Source organism: Singulisphaera photorubra (assembly GCF_045290345.1).
Taxonomy (GTDB): domain Bacteria; phylum Planctomycetota; class Planctomycetia; order Isosphaerales; family Isosphaeraceae; genus Singulisphaera.
On the sequence record NZ_CP155447.1, the window covers coordinates 8,887,510 to 8,910,644 of the forward strand.

General features: G+C 64.0%; 10 protein-coding genes. 3 read left to right on the forward strand and 7 right to left on the reverse strand.

Annotated features, from left to right (window positions below):
- Positions 1–20 precede the first annotated feature (20 nt).
- Positions 21–4,217 carry a HEAT repeat domain-containing protein gene (locus V5E97_RS33275; RefSeq protein ID WP_406695840.1) on the reverse strand — a complete coding sequence of 1,399 codons (4,197 nt, stop codon included), beginning with the start codon at positions 4,215–4,217 and terminating at the stop codon, positions 21–23.
- Positions 4,218–4,526: 309 nt separating this feature from the next.
- Here V5E97_RS33275 and V5E97_RS33280 point away from each other — a divergent pair, with 309 nt between their 5' ends.
- The gene (locus V5E97_RS33280; RefSeq protein WP_406695841.1) at positions 4,527–5,756 is read left to right on the forward strand and encodes a cytochrome P450 family protein; all 1,230 of its coding nucleotides are present in this window, start codon (positions 4,527–4,529) and stop codon (positions 5,754–5,756) included.
- Positions 5,757–5,830: 74 nt separating this feature from the next.
- On the opposite strand, the gene V5E97_RS33285 is transcribed toward V5E97_RS33280, so the two are convergent.
- From V5E97_RS33285 to V5E97_RS33300, 4 genes are all read right to left on the reverse strand, one after another.
- Positions 5,831–6,985, reverse strand: a complete 1,155-nt coding sequence (locus V5E97_RS33285; protein ID WP_406695842.1) for a cellulase family glycosylhydrolase — start codon at positions 6,983–6,985, stop codon at positions 5,831–5,833.
- A 67-nt stretch (positions 6,986–7,052) separates the two neighbouring features.
- Positions 7,053–8,075 carry a dihydroorotate dehydrogenase-like protein gene (locus tag V5E97_RS33290; protein ID WP_406695843.1) on the reverse strand — a complete coding sequence of 341 codons (1,023 nt, stop codon included), beginning with the start codon at positions 8,073–8,075 and terminating at the stop codon, positions 7,053–7,055.
- 171 nt (positions 8,076–8,246) lie between these two features.
- Positions 8,247–9,494, reverse strand: coding sequence for a TolB-like translocation protein (locus V5E97_RS33295; RefSeq protein ID WP_406695844.1), 1,248 nt, complete (start codon positions 9,492–9,494; stop codon positions 8,247–8,249).
- A gap of 64 nt (positions 9,495–9,558) precedes the next feature.
- Positions 9,559–11,031, reverse strand: coding sequence for a hypothetical protein (locus tag V5E97_RS33300; RefSeq protein WP_406695845.1), 1,473 nt, complete (start codon positions 11,029–11,031; stop codon positions 9,559–9,561).
- A gap of 460 nt (positions 11,032–11,491) precedes the next feature.
- Between V5E97_RS33300 and V5E97_RS33305 the strand changes: the two genes are divergently transcribed.
- Positions 11,492–15,751: a DUF1592 domain-containing protein gene (locus tag V5E97_RS33305; RefSeq protein ID WP_406695846.1), complete on the forward strand. Its 4,260-nt coding sequence runs from the start codon at positions 11,492–11,494 to the stop codon at positions 15,749–15,751.
- 35 nt (positions 15,752–15,786) lie between these two features.
- Positions 15,787–17,091, forward strand: a complete 1,305-nt coding sequence (locus V5E97_RS33310) for a DUF1552 domain-containing protein (RefSeq protein WP_406695847.1) — start codon at positions 15,787–15,789, stop codon at positions 17,089–17,091.
- A 240-nt stretch (positions 17,092–17,331) separates the two neighbouring features.
- Here V5E97_RS33310 and V5E97_RS33315 read toward each other — a convergent pair whose 3' ends face one another.
- Both V5E97_RS33315 and V5E97_RS33320 read right to left on the reverse strand, forming a co-directional pair.
- Positions 17,332–18,969, reverse strand: a complete 1,638-nt coding sequence (locus V5E97_RS33315) for an FAD-dependent oxidoreductase (protein ID WP_406695848.1) — start codon at positions 18,967–18,969, stop codon at positions 17,332–17,334.
- A gap of 271 nt (positions 18,970–19,240) precedes the next feature.
- Entirely contained in the window at positions 19,241–22,945 is a 3,705-nt protein-coding gene (locus V5E97_RS33320) for a protein kinase domain-containing protein (protein ID WP_406695849.1), read from the reverse strand.
- Between the last annotated feature and the right edge of the window lie 190 nt (positions 22,946–23,135).

A 23,135-nucleotide genomic window follows, 5' to 3' on the forward strand; every position in this document is an offset into this window, starting at 1 on the left:
GCGATTGGTCGGTGACCCGATCATGGGTCGGACTTAAGGATGGCGTTGATCGCCGCTTCGGCAGCGCGACGGACCTCGGAATCCGTGTCGCCGAGTCGCTCACGGAGCGGGCCTAACGCTGAGCGGGCCTCGCTGCCGATGAACCCAAACGCCCGGGTCGCATGGAGTCGGATCAGGCGCGACGAGTCGCCCAGGGCCACGACCAACGCGGGCACGATCTCTTTACCCATGTATCCCAGCGCACGCGACGCCCCCGCGCGGACGCGCTCGTCCGGGTCCTTCAACCCGGCAAGCAGTGCCTCGCGGGGGACCTTGACCCGGATCGCGGCCTGTTCGTCGGTCTCATGGTCGTCGTGCTTGTAGACAGGATTGGCGATCCGCGACAGCGTCCACGCGGCCCGGTCCCGCGCGTCCTCGTCGTCGTCGTCGCGGAGCAAGTCCCAGAGCCCAGGAAAGGCGGGCTCACCGATCAAGGTCAGAGCATCACCGGAGGCGGCTCTCACGTCGCTGTCGCGATCACGCAACGTGGTGATCAAGGCAGGGATGACCCGGTCGTCCCTCGGCCGGATCTTGCCCAGGGCCTCGGTGGCGTTTTTCCGGACAATCCGGTCGGGGTCCTTCCCCGCGGCGATGAGACCAGGGATGGCGGCCACGGCTTCGGGGCCAATACCGATCTCGCCGAGGGCCTCGGCGGCGACCGTGCGGATCTCCTCGTCGGGGTCGGCCACGGCTCGGACCAGGTCGGTGAGTGCGGGGGCCGCTTTGGGACCGATGCCGCCTAGCGCCGTCATCGCACGACGGCGGGCGTCCGGGTCGTGACCATGAAGGACCTCGATCAAGGCCGGGACGGCCGCCACTCCGACCTGTCCGAGGGCCATCGCCGCCTTGTCTCCGACCAAGCACTGAGGATCGTGCAACGCTCGAATGAGCGAGGGGACGGCCGCTTCGGCGTCGGCGCCAATCCCTCCTAACGCCTCGGCGGCCACGCATCGCAGGACCTCGTCGGGGTCGACCAGGGCCTCGGTGAGGGAAACGACCGCCGCGCGGGCGTCGGGCCCGATCTTGCCGAGTGCCTCCGCGGCCATCACCGCCAGCCGGTCATGCTTACCTCTCATCATCCTGAACCCGACCGGTGACGGGGCGGGTGGGAGTTCGTCCTTCGATCGCAGGAGCGCAATCAGCTCGGGGACGGCTCCCTTTGCCATTGGCCCGATCTCGGCGAGGACGGCGGCCGCGAACCACCGGGTCAGCGGATCGTCGTCCCTCAGCGCATCGGTCAGAGCGGGGACAGCTGGAGCCGCCAAGGCGCCGAAGCCGCCGAGGGCCTGGATCGCGCCAACACGCACGAATTCCCCGTTCGCCGACGACTCGCAACGGTTGCCGTTGCCGCCACCGAGCACCGGGGTGATCCGAATACGAGCACCCGTACGGACGCGTGTCGTCTTGTCCTTGGCCATCTCGATCAGTGCAGGAATGGCCCTGTCGGAGCCGAGGACGTATAGGGCCCATGCGGCGGCCCAGCGGACCTGGGTATCAGAGTCTTTCAGGGCCGCGACCAGCGCATCGACGGCCTGGGAACGACGTCGCAAGTCTTGCTGGTGTACCTCGACCTCCTCCGGGGTGGCGTTCTCCCCCGCGGGTTCGTCGTCGCCATCGGGGAGTTTTTCGGCGAGTGACGCAAGGGCGTGTGCAGCCACGGTCCGCACTTCGTCGTCAGGATCCTTCAGCCCCTCAACCAGCACCCCCACCACCGGTGACTCCAGGGCCTCGGCGGCCTGGTCGAAGAATTCCCATTCATCAGGGTCTTCCTCGCGGGCGGTGTCGAGGAGGAATCGGGCCGCAGTCTCGCCCGTGACATCGTCGAGGGCCAAAAGCCTGCGCGCGGCGCTTCGGACCTCGTCTTCGTCATCGTGGAGCAGCGCACGCAGGGTGAGGATCGCCTCGCGCAACTCCGGGCCGAGGGGATTCGGCTCTTTGAAATCCATGGGGCCGAGCCCGTGCTCTTCCGCGAGAACTCGCAACACCTCGACCTTGATCAATCGGGGCGTCTTCGGGTCGGTCAGGGTGCGGACGAGACGCGGGTTCAACTCTGATCCGATTTCCTGGAGCGCTGCGCCGGCACGGGCGCGCACGCGTTCGTCCGGCTTGCCGAGCAGGTCGAACAGGCGGTCGATCAGTCTCGCGCTGGAGTCCGGCCCGATCGCCCGAAGTGCCTTGGCCGCCTTCGACGAGACGGAGAAGTCATTCACGTGGGTGCCGTCGTCATCGTTAAGTGCGTCGAGAAGTGCCGGGACGGCCGAGGAGGCGTCAGGCCCGAATTTCCCCAGCGCGACGGCCGCGGCGATTCGGACGTATCGATCGGGATCTTTGAGCCGGGCGGACAACAAGGGGATCGAGTGAATCGCCTCGCGTTTGAGAACGGGCAAGGCATAGGCGACGGCAGTTCGGACGCGCGGGTCGGGGTCAGCAAGCGCCGTCCGCAAGGCCCCACCCGCAGTCGGCGAGCGGGCGAGCGCCTCACTGGTTCCGTATCCGTAGAAGACCCTGTTCTTCTCGAGGGCAATCCCCTCACGGCCGTTCGTTCGGGCCAGCTTGTAGGCCGCTTCCGCACGGGTGCCGGCATCCGGATCCCGCAACGCCGCGATCAACCTGGCGATGACCACGTCGTTGCCCAGGTCGTCGTCGTCGATCAACGCGGCCGTAGCCGTCCGCACCCGGCTGTCGACGTCATTCAAGAGCCCGAGGACCGTCTCGACCGCCGGTCTGTGGGATTGGCGCAACCGTGGGAACGCCCGCAGTACCGCCAGTCGAACGTCGGCCACGGGGTCGCGAAGCTGCGCGACGAGTTCAGGGAGGGCGATCGCGGCCTCGTCGCCGATATCGGCCAGGGCACGGGCCGCGGCGGCCCGGACCTTCGGGGCGGGGTCCTTCAACGCGGCGGCCAGCGGCGCGACCGCACCCCGCGCCACGGTCCGCGAACTGTACTGACCCGCCTGGCGCTCCCAACCGATCCGGCCCAACGATTCGGCCGTGCGGGCGCGGAAGTCGGCGTCGGGATCCTTCAGACCTGTGACCAGGGTCGGGATCGCCGCTCGGGCCTCCTGGCCGATTCCGCCGAGAGCCGAGACTGCGTCGAGTCGCAGCTCGGGGTCGCTCAACAGGGCGATCAGGCGAGGGACAGCGGTCTTCGCTGTATGGCCCGCAAATCCAAGAGCACGCAATGCACGGACCTGGTTTTGTCGGTCGGGGTCATCGAGGCGCGCGAGCAGCGCGGGAACGGCCGCAGGACCAGTCGCCCGCAGCGCGGCGTAATATCCGGATGGCCTGGGCTCGCCCTCACGCGACCAGTCAGCGAAGCCCGGCTTGCTGCGCGGGGGCTTGAGGTCGTCGGGCGGCTCAGGGTCGGAGAGCGCCGCGATCAGTGCGGGAATGCTCGCATTCGCCTTCTCGCCGAGCATTTCGAGCGCCAGCGACGCGCCCCCGCGAACCCTGGGGTCGCGGTCTCGCAGCGCGCGGGCCAGAGGTTCGACCGCCTCGGGACCAATTCCGGCGAGGGCATGAACAACCGCTTCGCGCGAGTTCCGGTCGGGCACTCGCAGTTCCTCGACCAGGAACGGGACGGCCGCCTTCGCGCCGGGGCCGATCTCCGACAGGCCCGCCACGGCCGCTCGTCGGACCTTCGCATTGTCCTGTTTCAGGAGATCGATCAGCACGGGGACGGCCACCTCGCCGAGGCTCCCGAAAACATACCTTGCCATCGGGAAACCCCGGTCGGGGCCGGCGTGAAGGCTGGCGACGAGCGCTGGGAGGACGACCCGCGAATCCGGCTTCGTCGTCATCAGGGCCCGTGCGGCCTCGGTACGGACATCGCCATCGGGATCGTTCAGTGCGGCAACCAGGGCGTGTACGGCTCGGCTGGCCGCTGGGCCGATCCGACTCAAGACCTGAGCGCTTTCTTTCCGGATCCTCGGTTCACGGGCGGCCAGGCCCGAAATCAAGACGGGGACCGCCGGAGCGGCTCGAGGTCCCAGCCGTTTCAGCCGGTGGAGCGCCTCATGTCGGGCTCGAGTGTCACCGCCCTCCCAGAGTGCCAGGGCCTCGGTCACTCGACGGTCGGCTTGACTCGAGTCCTCGACCGCTTCGATCGGCGTGAGAAGGACCAGGACCATGATGAGGCCCAAGCAGCCCGGAAATGAATGCCTGGCCCGTCTGAACATGGGGGAGGACTCCATGGCCGGTCGTGGCGAGATTGCGAGCGACGTATTGACCGCCACCGGTAGGATTGACGTCATCCAGTCGCTGCAGATTCGATCCACGCTGTGGATTGGCATCGGCACTCGACCCAAGCCCGTTGGGAGATCTCAGTGAGGCATTCGTTCGGGTGGCTCCTGGAACGAATGAATAAGAGGGCGGGGATCGTCTACTTGGCGAGGGACGGCGACCCGCGTTAGGCCCCGCACAGCTCGAGCGACTCCGCGGCACGCGCGTGAGCACGTCTGACGACCGCCATACCCGGAACCGCAGTCATGCAATCTCGAACGTTCGACCTGAATACCCAGGCCTACAAGCGGAATCCGTATCCGACGCTGGCCAGAATGGTTGCGCAGGGACCGGTGGTTCGCGTTCGATTTCCATGGATCGGCAAGCTCTGGATGGCCACCAGCTACGAGGCTGCGAGCGAACTGCTGCGTGATCGCGAGCGGTTTGTGCGCGAACCGCGATCGGCGGGCATGCCGCAACGGGCCAATCTGCCCTGGTGGTTTCCACGATCGATGCAGCCGATGGCCGAGGTGATGATTAACCGCGACGAGCCGGATCATCGGCGGCTGCGCGGCCTGGTCGAACAGGCGTTCCTGCGGCGCGGTGTCGAGCAATTGCGGCCCCGGTTCGACGCGATCATGCGTCAGTTGCTGGATGAACTGGAGGCGAAATTCCGACGCGACGGCCACCCGATCGACCTCGTGGCCGGCCTGGCGCGGCCCTTCCCGCTGGCCGTGATCTGCGAACTCCTGGGCCTGCCGTCGGAAGACCGTCCGATGTTCGTGAAGCTCGCGGGGGCCTTTTCCGGAAGTCCCTCGCTGTTCGTCTTGTTCCGAATTCTCGGCGCCATCAAGAGCATCAACGCATACATTCGAGAGCAAATCCGCCTCTGTAGGGCGAACCCGCGCCAGGGGTTGATTTCGGAACTCATCGCCGCCAAGCAGGAGGATGACCGCCTTACCGAAGACGAGATGGTCGCGATGGTCATTCTGCTCCTGCTGGCCGGTCACATGACCACGGTGCATTTGATCGGTGCGGGTATTTACACGCTCCTCACACATCCCGCGCAGAAGCAGTCTTTACTGACCGACTGGTCGCTGGTGTATTCCACCGTCGACGAACTGCTGCGGTACCTCTCACCGGTTCAGATGACCAAGCCAATGATGCCGGCTCACGACCTGGAATGGTACGGGCAGCGGCTCAAACGTGGCGACAAGATCGTTGCCCTGCTGGCCGCGGCCAATGTCGATCCCCAGAAATTCGAGGATCCCGACCGCTTCGACATTCACCGCAGTCCCAATCCGCACATGGCGTTTGGGGCCGGAATTCACGTCTGCCTGGGATTGAGGCTGGCCAGGGCCGAGGCCGAGATCGCGTTGGAGCAGCTTCTGACCCGCTTTCCGAAGTTGGAACTCGCCATCCCTCCGTCCCAGGTGAAGTGGTCGCGGCAACCGGGGACCCGCGGCATGGAAGCGTTGCCGGTCAGGCTGTTGTAAGCAAGCGGGCCAGGCCGGCCCGTCGCTGGGGACCGCGAGGGGCGACGCTCGACGGAGTTTCCTCGGGACGTTGTTTATGGCTTGCGATCGCTGGGAGGAGGGGACGGGGACAGCGACCGGAAGCGTCGCAGCCAGCCGCTGACCAGGGCACCCTTGAGGTCACCCGCCTTCTCGTACTCCTGGATCGTCTTGCCCCAGTAGAAGCTGATCCAGCCGTCGACGTGCGACCGCGTTTTCTCGATGAAGGCCCCGGTTTCTTCGGGGCCGGCCGGGAGCGGGAAAATCTCCTCGATCACGAGCGGCTTGCCGACCTCATAGACCCGCAGGGCGGCGAGGTCGTCGTCGAGTTTGCCCGCCTTCGGGTAGAAGTGCACGCTGACGAAGTCGAGCGGTCCGCAGACCTCCGGCGCGTAGAACAGAGGCTTGGCGCCCTTGAAGACCTGGGCCCATGGGATCACTCCAACCGTGATCATTTGGCGATCATCGACCGAGCGGATGGCGGTGGCCAGCCTCTCGACCCAGGCCCGGGCGACTTCCTTGTCGGTGCGGCCGCGCAGGTCGGTCGTGATCCGCTGCACGAAATGCTTGCCGCCCAGGGGTTCGCCGGGCAGCCAGTCCTTTTTCCCATCGCCGCCGGTGAGGATCGGCTCATTCATGAGGTTGTAGCAGAAGATCGCTGGGCTGTCCTTGCAGACCCCCGCGACGGCCTTCCAGAAGCGGGCCTGGACGTCCCATCGGGCAGACTCCTCCAGGTCATTATACCACCCGGGCACGGTCTCCTTGTGGTAGCAGCCGAGCCCGGTCACGTCGAGGTAGAGTCCGGTCTCCTCGGCGAGTCGCACGAGCTTGACCAGGCGATCAAGGTTCTCCTCGTCCGGGTGCTCGGCGTCCTTCATGAATCGGGCAAGTTGCAAATGAACGCGCACGACGTTTGCACCGAGGTCCTTCATTTCGCGGAAGTCTTCGGCGACCGTGGCCCATTCCTCTCGCCAGTAGTCTTCCAGTAGCCGGCCGGCATCGTCGTGATCGTAGTTGAATCCCCAGATCACAATCCGCTCGTTCGTCCCTTCGCGGACGAAGTGTGTCTTATCCTCACTCGGTCGAATCCGAGCCAGCTTACTGGCTCGTGGCGCAATTCCGGTCCCTTGAGCCCGGGCCATTCGCTCGCCCCCTGCCAGAGCCGCAAGGACGACGAGGCCGAAGAGGACGGCGAGAGTCCGGGGAAACATGGAATCGTACCTCCTGCGGGCGACAAGCTCGATCGTTTGGGGACAGATCAGAATGATCCGAGGCGCCTCAGTCGCTCACTTCATCTCGAAAGGGTGTGGAGCTCGCGATCGACTTGACGTAGTTAGCCCGCTCGAACGCTGAGGGATCGGGGCAGTTCTGCTGGCTGAGGATCCCTTTCATTTGCCTGATCGAGTCGTACCCAGACTCTTCGAACCGGGCCCGGAGTCCGTCGAGCAGGGTACGGATGTAGGCGGGGCCGTGCCGAAGCAGGGCCGACGTGATCATGGTGACGTCGGCACCTACGAGGAGGAGCTTGAAGATGTCATCGGACGTGTGGACCCCGGTGGAGGCTGCCAGCGAGGTCGAGAGCTGGGGACGGAGGATGCCAATCCAGCGCAGCGGCAACGGCAATTCCCCGCCCGTGCTGAGGGTCAGGCGTGGACTGATCTGGAGCGTCTCCAGAGCGATGTCCGGGTGAAGGTAGCGATTGAACAGGACCAGGCCCTCGACACCCACATCGACGACGAGGCGGCGTGCCATGTTCGGCAGCGAGCTGAAGTAGGGCCCCAGTTTCACGGCAAGTGGGATCGTCAGGACCTCCTGAACGGCGGCCACGGTTTCCACGTAGCGATCCTCGACCTGGGCGCCGGTGACATTGGGATCGGTCGGCACGAAGTAGACGTTGAGTTCCACGGCATCGGCCCCTGCCTCCTCGAGGAGCCGGGCATGACGGGTCCAATTCCCCGGGCCCACGCCGTTGAGACTCGCGATCACCGGGATGGAAAGCTCTTTCTTGGCCTGCCGGACCTGTCCCAGGTAGTTCGGCGGCCCGTTGTTGTAGGAGTCGAGGTCGCAGAGCTCAGAAAGTACCTCCTCGAACTGTTCCTTCCCGGTTTCGATCAAGCGGCGGACGGCGCGTTCCTCACGTTCGAGTTGCTCCTCGAAGAGTGAGGGCATCACCACCGCCGCCACGCCCGCCTCTTCCATCTGCCGGAGGATCTCGACATGGCCTGTCAGGGGAGAGGCCGAGGCCACCAGTGGGTTCCTCAGCTCAAGTCCCAGATACGTTGTCCCCAGGTCGATGCTCATCGCTGTATCTCCTCCGAACGCTCCGCTTGAAACTTCTGGGGTTCACTCAATCAGTGACCTAACTCTCGACTGCGGGAGGTTTCGGGTTAGTGGTGTTCTTTGTTGTTAATTTATGGTTTTGTGTTGATTTCTGGATGGTTGTGGCCCGCTTCCCGTTTCTGTGAGCGGATCTCAGCCGACGATTCGGGCGATGTCGATCAAGTACATTTGCCGCCCGAGGCCGCCGTGGGCCGAGTCGATCACCACTTTCTTTCCGTCGGGGCTGAACCGCGGGTGTGTGTCGACGCGCCATTCTCCCGCGTATTCCGGTGGCGAATGAAAGTGCCCCAGAGCGACTCGGCGGCCGGTTTTTACCTCGTACAAGTACGGGCTCTGGTTGCGCAGCTTGTCCGGGTAGCTGTCGTTCAAGATCCAGGCGTTGCCAGGCAGATAGGTGCAATGACCGTCCACCGTCATGGCTTCGGGGCCAACCGGTTCGGGGGTCCGTTCACCTCGATCGTCGAACAGGTAAAACCTCTTGCCGCGCGAGGGCTGGTCCGACCAGGCCAGGATGTGCCGCTCATCGCGCCAAATGAAGTGCGAAGTCATGCCGTTGGCGTCGATCAGGCGGATGTCGCTGCCGTCGGCGTTCGCGGTGAACATGCGGGTGCCCGCGTGTTTCTGCGGCGTTCGCCAGCGATGCAAGAAAATGAACCTGCTGCCATCGGGGCTGAAGAGCAAGTGGATGAAGTAGTGTTTGGCCTGACCCCAGTCAGCGAAAGGCTTGCCAATTTTGAGTACTTGCGCGACCGAGACCAGCAGTCGCTGCTCCCCGGTGCGCATGTCGACGGAGTACACGCCCGAATCGCTGGGCGTGGGGTCGTCTCGGTCGGGATCGACCAAGCCGGGATAGCCATATCCGGGCCGCACGTCCCAGATCCGGCTGAAACTGCAACCGATGGCGGTGCGCCCGTCGGGGCTCAACGCATAGATTGGAGCGGGAAGGGAACGCAACTCGCCGGTCCGGGTGTTCAAGACGCGGCAGACAAATCGATCCCCCTCGCGGTCGTTCCAGACGACTTCGCGATCCGAGCCGGGCAGCCATTGAAGCATGCACCCTTGTTGCCAACACCAAGCGTGACTCTCGCCGAGATTGATCCACTTATCTCGCTCGGCCGTATCCACCATGCCGATCTGAATGCGATCGGCCGGGGTGGGGAGGCGATGCTCGAACGAGGACTCCATCCCGAGCGCGTACCGGCCAGCGGGATCGAACTGGAGCTTGTCGTAATAGGCGAACCAGTGGAATCGCGGCCCGCTCGTCAGGGCCCGCACCGGGGGGAGCGTGTCGGTCGTGGCGGCCGAGAGCACCCGGGCGGCCCCAAGGCCCACGCCGGAGCTGATTGTGTTGCGAAGGAACTGGCGTCGCGTAGCAGACATGGGGCGGCTCCCGGGAGCAACGGAGAATGATTCAATGGGAAGGGCGATCGTGATGGGGCAACCGTCACGGCCGCAACTGATTCATGAGTTCCAGCAGTGTGGCGAGAATCTTCGTGGAGGCCTCGACCTCAAGATAGCTCCAACGGGCCCGCCACGTCTCATATCCGCCAAGCTGGTGCTGTTCGGGCGTGGGGAGGTAGCCGTTATAACCGTTGGCCAATCCGATTGTGAACGCCGGTCGCAAGGCGCTCCGTTCCTTGAGGGCCAGTCCTGTTTCCGCAAACACTTCACAAGGGGCTGAAGCAATGCCTAGGTCGCCGATGCGGATGGCCTGGAGCTTCACATTCACCCGGGGTGGGAATTCGCTGAGGACGAGTGTCTCGCGGGCATACGATTCCGCTTGGCTTCGGAGTCCGGGCCCCTTGGCTTTCGCGAGGATCTCTTTGGCTCGGGTCACCTCCTGTGAGTCGGGCATGCGCACGCCAAGTTCGATTTCCTTCTCGACCATGGCAAGCGAGACCCAGTCGCGGTGTACGATCCGCTTGTGGGCGACGAGTACCGCGCTGGCGATGCGATCGGCCACGTGCCAGATCTGCTCGAATGGCTCCTTTCGTACCGGGGCAGGTGCGCCGTAATTCCTGTTGTTGATATCGCCGCTGGTACCATTGGACATGATACCCACGAACGGCGGGTCGGCGGCCGCGGCCCCGAGCCGTTGCTCAATCCGCGTTGCAAACTGGCCGAAGTAGTCGGCTGACAACGGCGGCACTTCGCCCACGTAGTGCAGCGAGTAGTTGGCCAGCAGAGCGATCGGCCGGCCTTCGGGCGATTGCACCGACAGGATCGCGATCTCCGGGTCCACCGGCCCTGCCGGCTCGGAGATGTCCGGGTTCAGGAAGCCCGGATTCGTGCTCACGTGGCCGGGGATGCCGAACGGGTCGAGCACCTCGACTCCCGGTTTCAGCTTCCAGCGGCGGTTGAAGACATGTGCGGGTTCGCGACCGACCCCCCACCCGATCCTGGCCGGGGCCAGGTTGTCGACGGCACGGCGGATTCCCTCGGCGATCTGCGCTTCCAGATACTTCAGATATGCCGGGTCGGGCTGGCTCTCGGCCATGGTCATGGCCGTCGGTGCCGAGTGCGTGTGCGTGGCGGCCATGAGCATCTTGTCTTCGGGGATGCCCGTAGCCTTGCTGGCCAGGCGCTTCGCCGCATCGAAGATCTCACGCGTGATCAGGCAACTATCGCAGATGACGAGGGCCAATCGGGTTTTTCCGTCGTCCAGCACCAGGCAGCGGGCGTGGAGTCGATCATGAACCGAGCCGACCATCCGGTCCTGGAACCCCCCGTTGACGGAAACGGGCAAGTGCTTGGGTGTGATGTCCGCGGCGAATGCGCCGGCGAGGAAAACGTCCTTCGCGAGTACTTGGGGAGCCGACCCGGTCGCGAAAAGCATCCCCATGAGCAGGCAGGCTGGCGCGAGGACTGCATGACCTCGCCTCAACGGGTGGACGGGGCGGAGATCGGGGGCGGTCATGACTGCGGTCCGTTGAATGTACCGGGGCGATGGAGAGCGATGAATTCGCTCGATCGCCGCTGATCGTAAATTCAACGGAATCGGTTCTCAAGGATGAGGGGGCCGTTGGTGTCGAATTCCCGAAGCGCAACCGAACGGATGGTGTCATGCTGCATTTGCTTCGGGGCCAACCGGAGACACGCAACTACGAGAGCGAGAGAGGCCGAAGATGTTCCCTCGAAGCCAACCGCGTGCGGCCGTTCTTCTTCGGCGAAGGGCTTTTTGGCCAAGCGGGAACTCTGGCTGAGTTCGAGCGACTGCTTCCCATCAGACGGCCCTGTTTGTAAGATGTTTAACTCGAGCCAAGGAATGAAGCACGAATGCCAATGTCCTTCTCATTCAATCTACTTTCGAGGTTGGTCGTTCAGGTCCCGGAAGCTTGAGGCGGGTCGGGCGGTCGATGGCATGGGAGAATTCGGGCATGGGCGCCAGACACGCGATGGTCCTTTTCTTTCTTTTGATGATCATCGCGCCCCCTGCCCTCGGGCTTGGCGACGGGCCGCGTGGGGCGGAACTGGTCTCGAAAGAATTCGAGACGGACACGCTCCCGCTGGTGAAGCGGTACTGCCTCGAGTGCCACTCGGCGGAGGAGCAGGAAGGGGATCTCGACCTCGAACGGTTCACCAAGCTGGACCAGCTGCGGAATGCCCCGCGAGTCTGGCAGCGTGTTGCCGAGATGCTCGACAACGGCGAGATGCCTCCGAAAGAGGCGCTACAGCCGAGCGACGCCGAACGAGCTCGCCTGCGAGGATGGGTCCGTGGCTTTCTCACGACCGAGGCGACCCGGCGAGCCGGCGATCCTGGCCGGGTCGTGCTTCGCCGGCTGAATAACGCCGAATATACCTACACGCTCCGCGATCTGACGGGCGTCGAGACACTCGAGCCGGCCCGTGAGTTCCCCACCGATGGCGCTGCGGGCGAGGGGTTCACCAACACCGGCAATACGCTGGTGATGTCGCCCTCGCTCGTCACGAAGTACCTGGATGCGGCGAAGGGGGTTGCCGGCCATGCGGTTCTTTTGCCCGATGGTTTCCGATTCTCACCCGGGACAACCGCTCGTGACTGGACCGAGGAGACCCTGGCGAAGATCCGCGAATTCTATCGCGAGTACACCGACCCGCGCGGAGGCGGCGATCAAGTCAACCTTCAAGGCATCGTTTTCGACACCAACCAAGGTGGACGTCTGCCGCTCGATCGTTACTTCGCGGCGACGATCGCCGAGCGTCAGTCCTTGACCTCGGGTGCAAAGAGCATCGCGACTGTCGCGGCCGAGCGAGAACTGAACGCCAAATATCTGGGCCTCCTCTGGAAAAGCCTTTCGAGCTCCAAGCCGTCACTTCTCCTCGGCGGGCTTCAAGCTCGTTGGCGGGCTGCCAAACTCGAAGATGTCCCTGGACTGGTCGCCGAGGTTACTGCCTGGCAGCAAGGACTCTGGAAATTCTCCAGCGTCGGCCACATTGGTAAGCTGGGTGGCCCCAAGGCTTGGATGGAGCCGGTCAGTCCGCTGAGCGCGAGGCAAGAGGTGCGGTTCAAGGTTCCCGCTTCGCCCGACGGTAAAGACGTGACTCTCTCACTCGTCGCGACGGACACCGGCGATGGCAACGAGCATGACTTCGTCGTCTGGAGCCAACCGAAGCTCGTTGCTCCTGGTCGCCCGGATCTACTCTTGAAGGACGTCCGGCGGGTTGCCAGCAACCTGGCGACAAGGCGCGACCGACTCTTCGCCGAGACGACGGAGTATCTCGACGCCTCGGCCAAGGCCGAGGCGACTCGGGGCCGGGTCGACATCGAGGACCTCGCCCGAGCTCGCGGCCTCGATCCGGACGCGCTCCGGGCGTGGCTCGATTACCTGGGCATCGTGCCGGCCGAGGCCTTGGCCCTGACCGGTCACTTCACCGAGAAACTCACCCGAGGCGGGGGCCACGACTTTATCAACGGCTGGGGTCGTAACGAGACTCCGCAGTTGCTGGCCAACTCCTCCGACCAGCACGTTCGGATTCCCGGGAACATGAAGCCGCACGGGGTCGCGGTCCACCCCTCCTCGACCCTGCGTGCGGCTGTCGGCTGGTTAAGCCCCGTGACGGCCACCGTGCGCGTTGAAGCCTCGGTCACGCATGCCCACCCCGAATGTGGTAACGGCGTAACCTGGTCGCTCGAACTCCGTCGAGGCTCGACACGACGTCGGCTTGCCGCGGGCATTGCCCAAGGCGGCAAGGAACGTAAAGTCGGCCCGATCGAGGCGCTCGCAATCCAATCCGGCGACCTCCTTTCGCTTGCGATCGGCCCTCGTGACGGCAACCACTCCTGCGACCTGACCGCGATCGACCTGCGGCTCGTCGAGGCTGGTGAACCCGGGCGGACCTGGGATCTCGCCGCCGACGTCTCGGGCGACGTCCTGGCCGGCAACCCCCACGCCGACCGCCTCGGCCATCCGGGGGTCTGGCACTTCTATGCTGAGCCCGACAAGGGAGGGGCTGAGGCCGGGGCGGTGATCCCTGCCGAGTCGGTCCTGGCCAGGTGGCAGGCCGCGAAAACGGACGACGAAAAGCGTCGACTCGCCGATGAGACGCAGCGGTTGATTACTTCGGTTGCGCCCACCTCGAAGGACAGTCCTGACGCGACTCTCTACCGGCAACTTCGGTCGCTCGGCGGGCCATTGCTCGGCGCGATCCTCCGGGCTCGACCCGGCGGAGTCGAGCCTGAACCGGCGACGATCGAGTCGGGCTGGGGACTTGATCCAACCACATTCGGCAAGCACCCGAATGGTAAGTCCATCGAAGCCGGCAGCCTCTGCGTTCAGGCCCCAGCCGTGATCTCGTTTCGTCTCCCAGCCGAGCTGGCTGAAGGAGCCGAGCTGATCACGACCGGAACTCTCGAAGAGGCGACGGGCGCTGAAGGGAGCGTCCAGTTCGACGTGGTCGCCGGGCAGCCGCCAGCGGTCGCCGGCCTCCATCCCAGTAGCGTGAAGATGAGCCTTGCTGCCGGGCCCTGGACCTCGGATAACCGGCGGGTGGCTTACTCCTCGCCGATCGTCGTCAACGAAGGAAGCGCGAGCCGGAAGCGGATCGAGGCGGCCCTGGATGAATTCCGCAGCCTCTTTCCCGCCGCGCTCTGCTACTCCAAGATCGTACCGGTCGATGAGGTTGTGACACTCACGCTGTTCCATCGCGAGGATGAGCACCTCTCGCGGCTCATGCTTGACGACTCTCAGAAGGCACGGCTCGACCGGCTCTGGGACGAGCTGCATTTCATCAGCAGGGACGCATTGACCCTCGTGGACGCCTTCGCCCAGTTGATGGAATACGCTTCGCAAGACGCTGACCCCAAGGTCTTCGAGCCGCTCCGCCTGCCAATCAACGAGCGAGCGGAAGCGTTCCGGCGCCGATTGGTCGAGTCTGAACCCCAGCAGGTCGACACCCTGCTCGACTTCGCCGCACGGGCCTACCGTCGCCGTTTGACCGGCCCGGAGGGGAGTCAGTTGCTTGATCTCTACAAAGGGCTCAGGGCTCAGAAGATCCCCCACGAGGAGGCGTTCCGCCTGACGCTCGCCAGAGTCCTCGTTGCGCCTTCGTTCCTCTACCGTGCCGAGAAACCGGTGCCGGGGGCAGGACAAGGGCCGGTCTCGAGTTACGAGCTGGCGACGCGTCTGAGCTACTTCCTTTGGTCGTCGCAGCCCGACCGTGAGTTGCGAGAGCTTGCCGAGTCGGGCAAGCTCGCCGACCCTGAGATCCTCGCGAGCCAGACTCGGCGGATGCTCAAGGACGACAAGACCCGGCGGCTGGCGACGGAATTCGCTTGCCAGTGGCTCCACATCGCCGACTTCGACCAGCTCGACGAAAAGAGCGAGCGGCACTTTCCAACGTTCCTCGGTCTCCGAGACGCGATGTACGAGGAGTCGGTCCGGTTCCTCACCGGCCTCTTCCAGAACGACGGATCGGTGCTCGATCTCCTCGACGCCGATTATACCTACTTGAACGGCCCGCTGGCCGAGCACTACGGCATTCCCCTGGAGAAGAAGGCGGGAGCGGCCGACAAGCCTCAGGACTGGCGTCGGGTGGATGGCATCAAGAAGTATGGTCGAGGCGGTGTGCTTGGCCAGGCGACGACTCTGGCCAAGCAGTCCGGCGCGTCCCGTACCAGTCCGACCCTCCGGGGCGACTGGATCAGCGAAGTTCTCCTCGGCGAGCGTCTGCCCCGCCCCCCCAAGGGGATCCCGCCGATCCCGGACGATGAGGCGGCCACCGACGCGCTGACGGTTCGCCAGCTCGTCGAGCAGCATGCCAGCAACCCGAAATGCATGGTTTGCCATGAACGCATCGACCCACTCGGGTTCTCGCTCGAAGGCTTCGACGCGATCGGTCGCCGCCGCGAGAAAGACCTGGCCGGCCGGCCAGTCGACACCCGATCCAAGACCAAGGACGGAGCGCAATTCGAGGGCCTCATGGGCCTGACCGATTATCTTCTGACCGTCCGCCGTGAGTCCTTCCTGAATCAAGCATGCCGCAAGCTGCTGGGCTTTGCCCTGGGACGTTCGATTCAGCTTTCTGACAAGACGCTCATCGACGACATGCAGGCCGCCCTGAAGACGAACGGCTACCGCGTCGGCTCCGCGATCGAGGTGATCGTTCGGAGTCGGCAGTTCCGCGAGATCCGCGGACGAGAGACCGCTGACACAGATTGAATTTCCGCCCTTCACCGAGACCGGAGTCGACCCGGATGACGACCCACCGATTCAGCCGCCGAACCATGCTCCGAGGTCTTGGCGTCTCGATGGCCCTCCCCTGGCTCGAGTCGCGCCCCGTCTGGGGCGACGTACCCGCTGGTAAAGCCGGCTCGAGCGAAGCTCCCGTCCGACTGGCCGTCCTCTTTGCGGGCAACGGGTTCCACAGCAAGGAGTGGTGGGCCAAAGGGGCCGGCAAGGGCATGGAGCTGGGCCAGGTGCTGGCCCCCTTGAATGACTTCCGCGAAAAGATGCTCTTCGTTCAGGGCCTTTATAACGAGCAGGCACTGAAGGGGAACATTCACAGTTCACAGACCGGCAACCTCCTTTCCGGCTCGCCGCTGGCTTCCGGAGGCGAGATCCGTTCGGGGACGAGCGTCGATCAGTGGCTCGCCGCTACCTACGGCCGCTCGACTAAGGTGCCCAGTCTGGTGCTCGGCTGCGAGAAGTCGAACCCGTCGGTCCACAAGAATTATTCGATGCTCTACAGCTCGCATATTTCGTGGACTTCGCCGACGACCCCGACGCCCCTCGAACTTTATCCCGCCCTGGCGTTCGATCGGCTGTTCAAGGATGAAGTCCGGCAGGGTGACAAGAGCGTGCTCGACGCCGTGCTGGCCGATGCCAACGACCTCCGCCGGCAGGTCAGCACGACCGACCAGGTCAAGCTTGACGAGTACCTCGAATCCGTCCGTGACGTGGAACGCCGGATCGAGGGGGCGGGCAAGCGTGGCGAGCTTCAGGGCTGGAGGCCAACGCTCGACAAGCCCAACATCCCACGTCCCCCCGAGGGGATCCCCCAAGATATCGCCGACCACATGCGGCTGATGTGCGACATCCTGGTGCTCGGCTTCCAGACCGATACCACGAGAATCACCACACTCAAGCTGAACAACGATCACTCGTCTCTTCGTTTCCCGAACCTGGGGGTGGATTACATGATCCACCACCTGCTTTCGCACTCCGACACGGCCGACTGGCTCAAGGTGAACCAGTTCTTCGTCGGGCAACTTGCCTACATCGCCCGCAAGCTCGACGCGATCCAGGAGGGGGAACGCACCGCGCTCGATAACTCGATGCTGATGTTCTGCTCGAGTATGATGAACGGCGGCCACGACGCCACGCAATTGCCCGTTGTGGTTCTGGGCGGAGCCGGCGGCAAGATCCAGACCGGCCGGGTCCTTGACTACCGCAAGGAGTCAAGTCGGCAGATGTGCCGGCTCTACCTCTCGATGATGGAGAAGATGGACGTTCGGCTCGACCGCTTCGGCGATGCCACCGAGCCGCTCCGTGAAATCTGAATCCGTTCATGAATGAACGGAGCTGACTTCGCGGTTGACCGAGAGGCAGGGGCCGAAAACCGCACTCCCCAATCGTAAGCCGCTCGAGTGAACCCGAACCGTTCCGAGGCCTGATGCTCTCTTGAGCGGCCGGGTTCACTTCAGGACTGCCCTCGAGCCTCGATTGAGCGGTGATCGCCGAAAGCGGATCGGCGGGCAGGCGAGTACGAGAACAACGCAAGGCCCGAGTTGCCGGACCGATCAGAGCTCGGCAAGCACACGGTGCGCGCAGGTGACCGCCAAGGCCCCGTCTCCGACGGCAAAGGCGACGCGTTTCGTCGTTCCACTCCGAACGTCGCCTGCCGCGAAGACGCCCGGGCATGTGGTCTCGACCGTACAGGGTTCGCGATCCTTCAGGGGCCAGTGGTCGGAATGGGCCGCGTTGGCTCCCGTGAGGATGAAGCCTTTGGAATCGACGACGACGCTCGGGGGCAGCCAGCCGGTATGCGGCTGCGCGCCAATGAAGACGAACACTGCGGAGCACTCGAGCTCGCGGTAACCATCGCCATTGCGAAGCCGTAGCCCCGTGAGGGTGCGGTCGCCATGGATCGCCTCGACCTCGACATGGCGGAGGACTTCGATTTTCTCGTGCTGTTCAATCCGACGGGCGAGGTAATCCGACATACTCTTGCGAAGGTTACCACCACGCAAAAGCAAGGTGGCCCCGGCTGTGTGCTCGGCGAGGAACATCGCCGCCTGACCGGCCGAATTTCCACCCCCTACCACCGCGGCTCGACCGCTTCGGCATGAGCGAGCGTGCACTGATGTGCATGAGTAGTAGATGCCCGCGCCATCCCATCGCTCGCTGTCGGCGATGGGGAGACGCTGATAGCTGGCGCCGGTCGCGACGAGGACGGTTCGGCCTTTCACGACCTGCCCGTCGTCGAGGACAAGCCTGTGCACTTTGTCCTCGCAGCTCATCGAGCGGACCTCGACCGGGGCAACGAGCTCGGCGCCGAACTTCAACGCCTGAAGATAACCTCGGTTTGCCAGATCTGCCCCGGTCAGCCCCGCGGGGAATCCCATGTAATTCTCGATCCTCGAACTGGTGCCGGCTTGACCACCCGGGCCGAACCGGTCGAGAACGATGGTGGCCAGCCCCTCGGAGGCGCCGTAGACGGCGGCCGCAAGCCCGGCCGGGCCGGCGCCGACGATCACCAGGTCGAACGGCTCGTCGCGGATCTTCCGTTTTAGTCCGAGACACTCGGCCAATCGAGTAACCGTGGGGCGAGGCGATCGCGTGCCACGGTTGCAGGATACAAATGGCAACTGATCCGGGGCGACTCCCAGCGCTGTCATCGCGTCGTGACCTTCGGGCACATCGACGTCGATCCAGGTATGAGGCACCTTGTTCTTATCGAAGAACTCGCGGATGACCGTTAGCTCCGGGTCGCTGAGGGAGCCGAAGACACGGACGCCGACGAACCCGGAGTGTTCCAGTAGAAAACGACGCGTCTGGAATGCCTCCAGCAGCTTGTCGCTGAGGTCGGGGATCTCCTGGATGACCCGGCGCAAATCGTCGGGACTGACGCAATAGGCCCGGCAATTCCCCCTGGCATAGCCCGAGATGACGGCGGGGCGGTCAGTGAGCAATGAGACGTCGCCCGTAAACTCCCGCGGCCCGTGGACGACAATTGTCTTCGGCTCGTCCCCCGATTCGTCTACGATCGCGATCTCACCGGACTCGACAACATAAAAAGAGACACCCCGCTGCCCGGCCTTGAAGATGGTCGCTCCGTCCTCGAACTCGCACACACTAGCCAGGCGGGCCAGGATGTCGACCTCGGATACGTTGAGCTTCGGGAATGCGAGGTGATGTTCCTGATCGCCGTTCGCCATCGCCTCGACCTCCAAGACTCCGAGCGGCCCACGTCGTCGCGGCGCGGGTTCGTCTGAAATCCTCCCTCGAACCTGTGCCGGCCGTCAAGACCTTCACTTTGTCCACTGATTTTGTGTCGCCGCACTTGTTGAACAAGAACGCAGCGAAGTCTGAGCCGCCCCCACAGATCCCTGCTGCTTCCTCGACCTGCATGGTCAGCTGCGCCTGCCGAGTGAAATTCAGCCGGCGTGTCTCAACTTTCGCTAAGCATGTAGTAATGCAATTATGGTGTTAGTGATTGGGGCTTTTTTGCCCGTTGCCTGTTACCTTGTTGACATGTTTTGTTGATGTGTGTGAATTTGCGTTCCAGAGTTTGATGACTCCGTCATGGCTACAAGAGGCCAGTATCATCCCATCGGGCGTGAATGCCAGGCCGTTGATTTGTTGTTCGTGTCCCACCAGGGTCATCAGTTCTTGTCGAGCGGTCACGTCCCATAGGTGGATCGACCGCGATGCGCCGGCCGCGGCGATCAGGACCCCATTTGGCGAGAACGTGAGCCCACGAAGTTCGCCGTCATCGCAATGGATTTTCGCGAGGAGGGTTCCCGATGCCGGATCCCAAAGTGCGATCCGCCCGACCTCGTCCGTCGTCGCGAGCAGTGATCCGTCCGGGGAGAAGACGAGGGCCCTGAAATGCTCCGGGCCGTCGAGATGGTGTTTCTGCACCCTCGTGGCGACGTTCCAGAGTCGGATCGTCCGGTCGTTCCCCGCCGAGGCAAGTTGCTGTCCGTTCGGCGAAAATGCAACCTGTTGCACCGTGTCGGTGTGACCCGTGAGCACGCCTCGCGACCGTCCGGTTCCGGAGTCCCAGAGCCGGACCACATGGTCGGTGCCGGCCGTTGCAAGCAGGGTGCCATCAGGGCTATAAGCGACCGTGCGGACACGTTTTGTATGACCGACGAGCGTGGACCGCAAATGACCGGTTGCGACGTCCCAAATTTTGGCATTCTCATCATCACAGAGGGCGACTGAAGCGAGAAAACGTCCGTCGGGGGAGAACGCCAGCGCGCTCACGGTGGCATCGTGACCTTTCCATCCCCTCAGGAATCGTCCGGTCGCCGCGTCCCAGAGCTTGATCGTCTTCGATTCCTCAGTGTCATTACTGCCTGACGCGAGGATTCGACCGTCGGGAGAGAAGACGACAGCCCATACCTCGTCGGTGTGACCGGAGAACGAGCGGGGAGTCTCGTTGTCGGGCGGTACGAGAGACCACTGGATGATCTCGGGCGAACAGGCCAGGAACAGGGACTGGTCGTCAGCCGTGAAGACCGGCGCGGTATAGATTCCGGGTCGGCCCCGGAAGGATTTGATCAATTGCCGGGTGCGTACGTCCCAGAGCGTGACCGGGCCGCCCCCACCGCCTTCGCTCATGCAGGTTACCCCGAGTTGAGCCCCATGAGCACTCAGGGAGAAATGGAAGGCTTGTTTCCGTCCGGACGGATCGAGCCGCAATGTGTCCCACCTCTGAGTCGACAGATCACAGAGATGAGCGACTCCGAATCCTCGCACGTCTTCGGCAACCATCGTCTGGCCGTCAGCGCTGAAGCTGGCCGGCCCGCGAACAATTCTGGTCTCATCCCGCGAGATTTCGACACATGTATCGACATTCCAGATGGTCACGCCGTGGCCTGGGCCCGACAAGACGAAATAGCGGCCATCGGGTGAGAGATCCCAGAACATCCCAGGACCGTTACGTACGGCCAGCACATGGCGGATCGTCCCGGTCGTGACATCGCGGAACTGAAACCGATCGTGCTCCAACGTGCAGAAGACGCGACCGCCCGGCGCGAAGCGTGCGCCCTGGAGGCCTTTGACCTCAACGCGGAATTCTGGCTCCGAAAGCGCGGGGGTTAGCTCCCCGAGAGACACCGAGATCGATGCGTCGGGCTCCACCCATTGGATGCCAAGGGAGGCACCTCCTGACACAAAGCCAGCTCCGAGAAAATGTCCGGCTCTCGCCTTGAATGCTGTGCGAGTGATCAGGCGACCGGTGACCGCGTCCCAGATGAGAAGGGCACGAACCTGTCCTACTCTGCTGATCTCATTCCCGATTACTTCGGATTCGGTCGCGATCACGAGACGACCGTCAGGTGAAAACTTCGGATTGCCGGTCACGAGGGTTTTGCCGGCCAGTTCCGCGCGAAGCTTTCCTGTGGTGACGTCCCAGAGCAGGACTCGCCGCATCGTGTCTGAACTTGCGAGTGAGCGACCATCGGGTGAAATTGTGACGTAGTGGACCGGGACCTCGTGGCCGCGGAGTGGGACGATTTCTCGCGTGGCTAGTCGCCGCAAGTAATGCCAGGCGAAGTGGCGTGGGTCGTAACCATCGGGGTCGGGCTGGATTTCGTCGAGGATATCCTGAGTCCGCTGGATCTGGCCTTGCCCGAGAGCTTGCTCGGCCAGCCGGATCTGGGCGGCGTAGAGGTGCCGGTTGGCCACCCTCTGCTTTTCCTCAGCGAGCTTCTGAAGCTGATCGGCTCGGGCGACTTCACCCTGGAGCCGCTCATTGGACTTGCGGAGTCGAGCGTTCGACCAGGACAGGCCGGCGATCGAGATTCCCACAAACAAGAGAATCAGGGCTGCGGCCGTTGCCACCAAAGACCAACGGCGCCGTACCCATTTCGCCGCGCCATCCACCGGCGAGGGTCTCCTGGCGAGGACGGGGTGGCCCTCGAGGAACCGTGTCAGGTCCTCGGCAAGCTCCTGCGCCGTGGCGTAGCGTCGGCCCGGCTCCCTCGCCATCGCCTTCGAGACGATCGTTTCGAGGTCGATCGGGATGGTCGGGCTCATTCGCCTCGGGGGAGCGGGCTCTTCATGGACGATCCTCATCAGTAAGTTTTGCCGATCGTTACCGCCGAACGGCGGACGTAGCGTGAGCAGTTCGTACAAGGTCGCGCCGAGCGAATAAATATCGGTGCGGTGGTCGATCATACCCGGCTGGGCGAGGGCCTGTTCGGGGCTCATGTAACGCAGAGTCCCGACCATGTCACCGGTCCGGGTCTGGTCCCCGTCACCCTGGAGGCGGGCCAGCCCGAAATCGGTGACCCAGAGATGACCGCTCCGGTCCACGAGTAAGTTGGCCGGCTTGATGTCGCGGTGCTGAATCCCGAGTTCGTGAACATGCGCCAGCGCCTCAGCGGCTTGTCGCCCGAGCCCCGCGACCATCCGGTAAAAGGCTCGTCCTCGGGTCGGTGGGAGCGAGTGGGGCGTGCTCGCCCGCTCAGGCTGGGGCGGCGGCGGCGCAACGTCGGCCTCGCAATCCGCCATGGCGGAACCGCCAGCCTCCCCTGAGCCGGTCAGGGGCGGACGCTTCAGCAGTGAGCGGGTTACGTCGCTCACCTTGATGGTTTCTTCCAGCACTCCCGGCTTGTCGAATTGGCGGAGCTCGCGGTTGACGTCGGCCAGGGTGCAGCCGTCGATGAGTTGCATGGCGAAGTAGGCGATGCCTCGGTCGCGGCCGACGGAATAGATCGGCACGATGTTCCGGTGATTGAGGCTTGCGACCGCCTGGGCCTCGAGCTGGAATCGCTTGAGCAGGCGGGGGTCCAGAGCTGCCGCGAACGGGAGGATCTTCAAGGCCACCCGCCGGCCCAGCGGGACCTCGAGCGCCTCGTAGACGACTCCCATGCCGCCGCGGCCGACCTCGCGGAGAAGTCGGAAATCGCCTACGGTCCCCTGCCCTACTCCGGGCTCGAATCCCGGTGCGCAGGGCTGATCCGCGGCCGTTCCGAGTTTGGCCATCATCGCGATCGTGGGCAGCAACCGGCGGAGCTGCTCGGCACGTTCCGGGTGCTCCCGGGTGTACCGCTCCAGGTCCGGGGACTCACCGGCCCGGAGCCGATCAGCCAGTTCTGCAGCCCATCGCGCCAGGATGGGATCATCCGCTCCTCGCTCATCGTCGTTCGTGCTTTCGTCGTGGCTGGTATGGATGTTCATCGTGGAGCCTTGCCGCCGCTAGCCTGACGCAGAAACTGAGAGTTGGCGTTGGGCTGTCAGTTCACCCAATCTCTGCTGGGCTGGGGTGGCTGGGCCGCGGTACGCAGTGGGTCGGACGATTACCCAGTGACCTGGGCTGCTTGGCGATCGGAACAGCCAGAGTCATACTTGAACGACGTCAAGGAGGCCG

What these genes read in the sequence shown, in the direction of transcription:
- V5E97_RS33275 (WP_406695840.1), bottom strand. Translation starts at nt 4,217, where the DNA reads ATGTTCAGACGGGCCAGGCATTCATTTCCGGGCTGCTTGGGCCTCATC.
- V5E97_RS33280 (WP_406695841.1), top strand. Translation starts at nt 4,527, where the DNA reads ATGCAATCTCGAACGTTCGACCTGAATACCCAGGCCTACAAGCGGAAT.
- V5E97_RS33285 (WP_406695842.1), bottom strand. Translation starts at nt 6,985, where the DNA reads ATGTTTCCCCGGACTCTCGCCGTCCTCTTCGGCCTCGTCGTCCTTGCG.
- V5E97_RS33290 (WP_406695843.1), bottom strand. Translation starts at nt 8,075, where the DNA reads ATGAGCATCGACCTGGGGACAACGTATCTGGGACTTGAGCTGAGGAAC.
- V5E97_RS33295 (WP_406695844.1), bottom strand. Translation starts at nt 9,494, where the DNA reads ATGTCTGCTACGCGACGCCAGTTCCTTCGCAACACAATCAGCTCCGGC.
- V5E97_RS33300 (WP_406695845.1), bottom strand. Translation starts at nt 11,031, where the DNA reads ATGACCGCCCCCGATCTCCGCCCCGTCCACCCGTTGAGGCGAGGTCAT.
- V5E97_RS33305 (WP_406695846.1), top strand. Translation starts at nt 11,492, where the DNA reads ATGGGCGCCAGACACGCGATGGTCCTTTTCTTTCTTTTGATGATCATC.
- V5E97_RS33310 (WP_406695847.1), top strand. Translation starts at nt 15,787, where the DNA reads ATGACGACCCACCGATTCAGCCGCCGAACCATGCTCCGAGGTCTTGGC.
- V5E97_RS33315 (WP_406695848.1), bottom strand. Translation starts at nt 18,969, where the DNA reads ATGGCGAACGGCGATCAGGAACATCACCTCGCATTCCCGAAGCTCAAC.
- V5E97_RS33320 (WP_406695849.1), bottom strand. Translation starts at nt 22,945, where the DNA reads ATGAACATCCATACCAGCCACGACGAAAGCACGAACGACGATGAGCGA.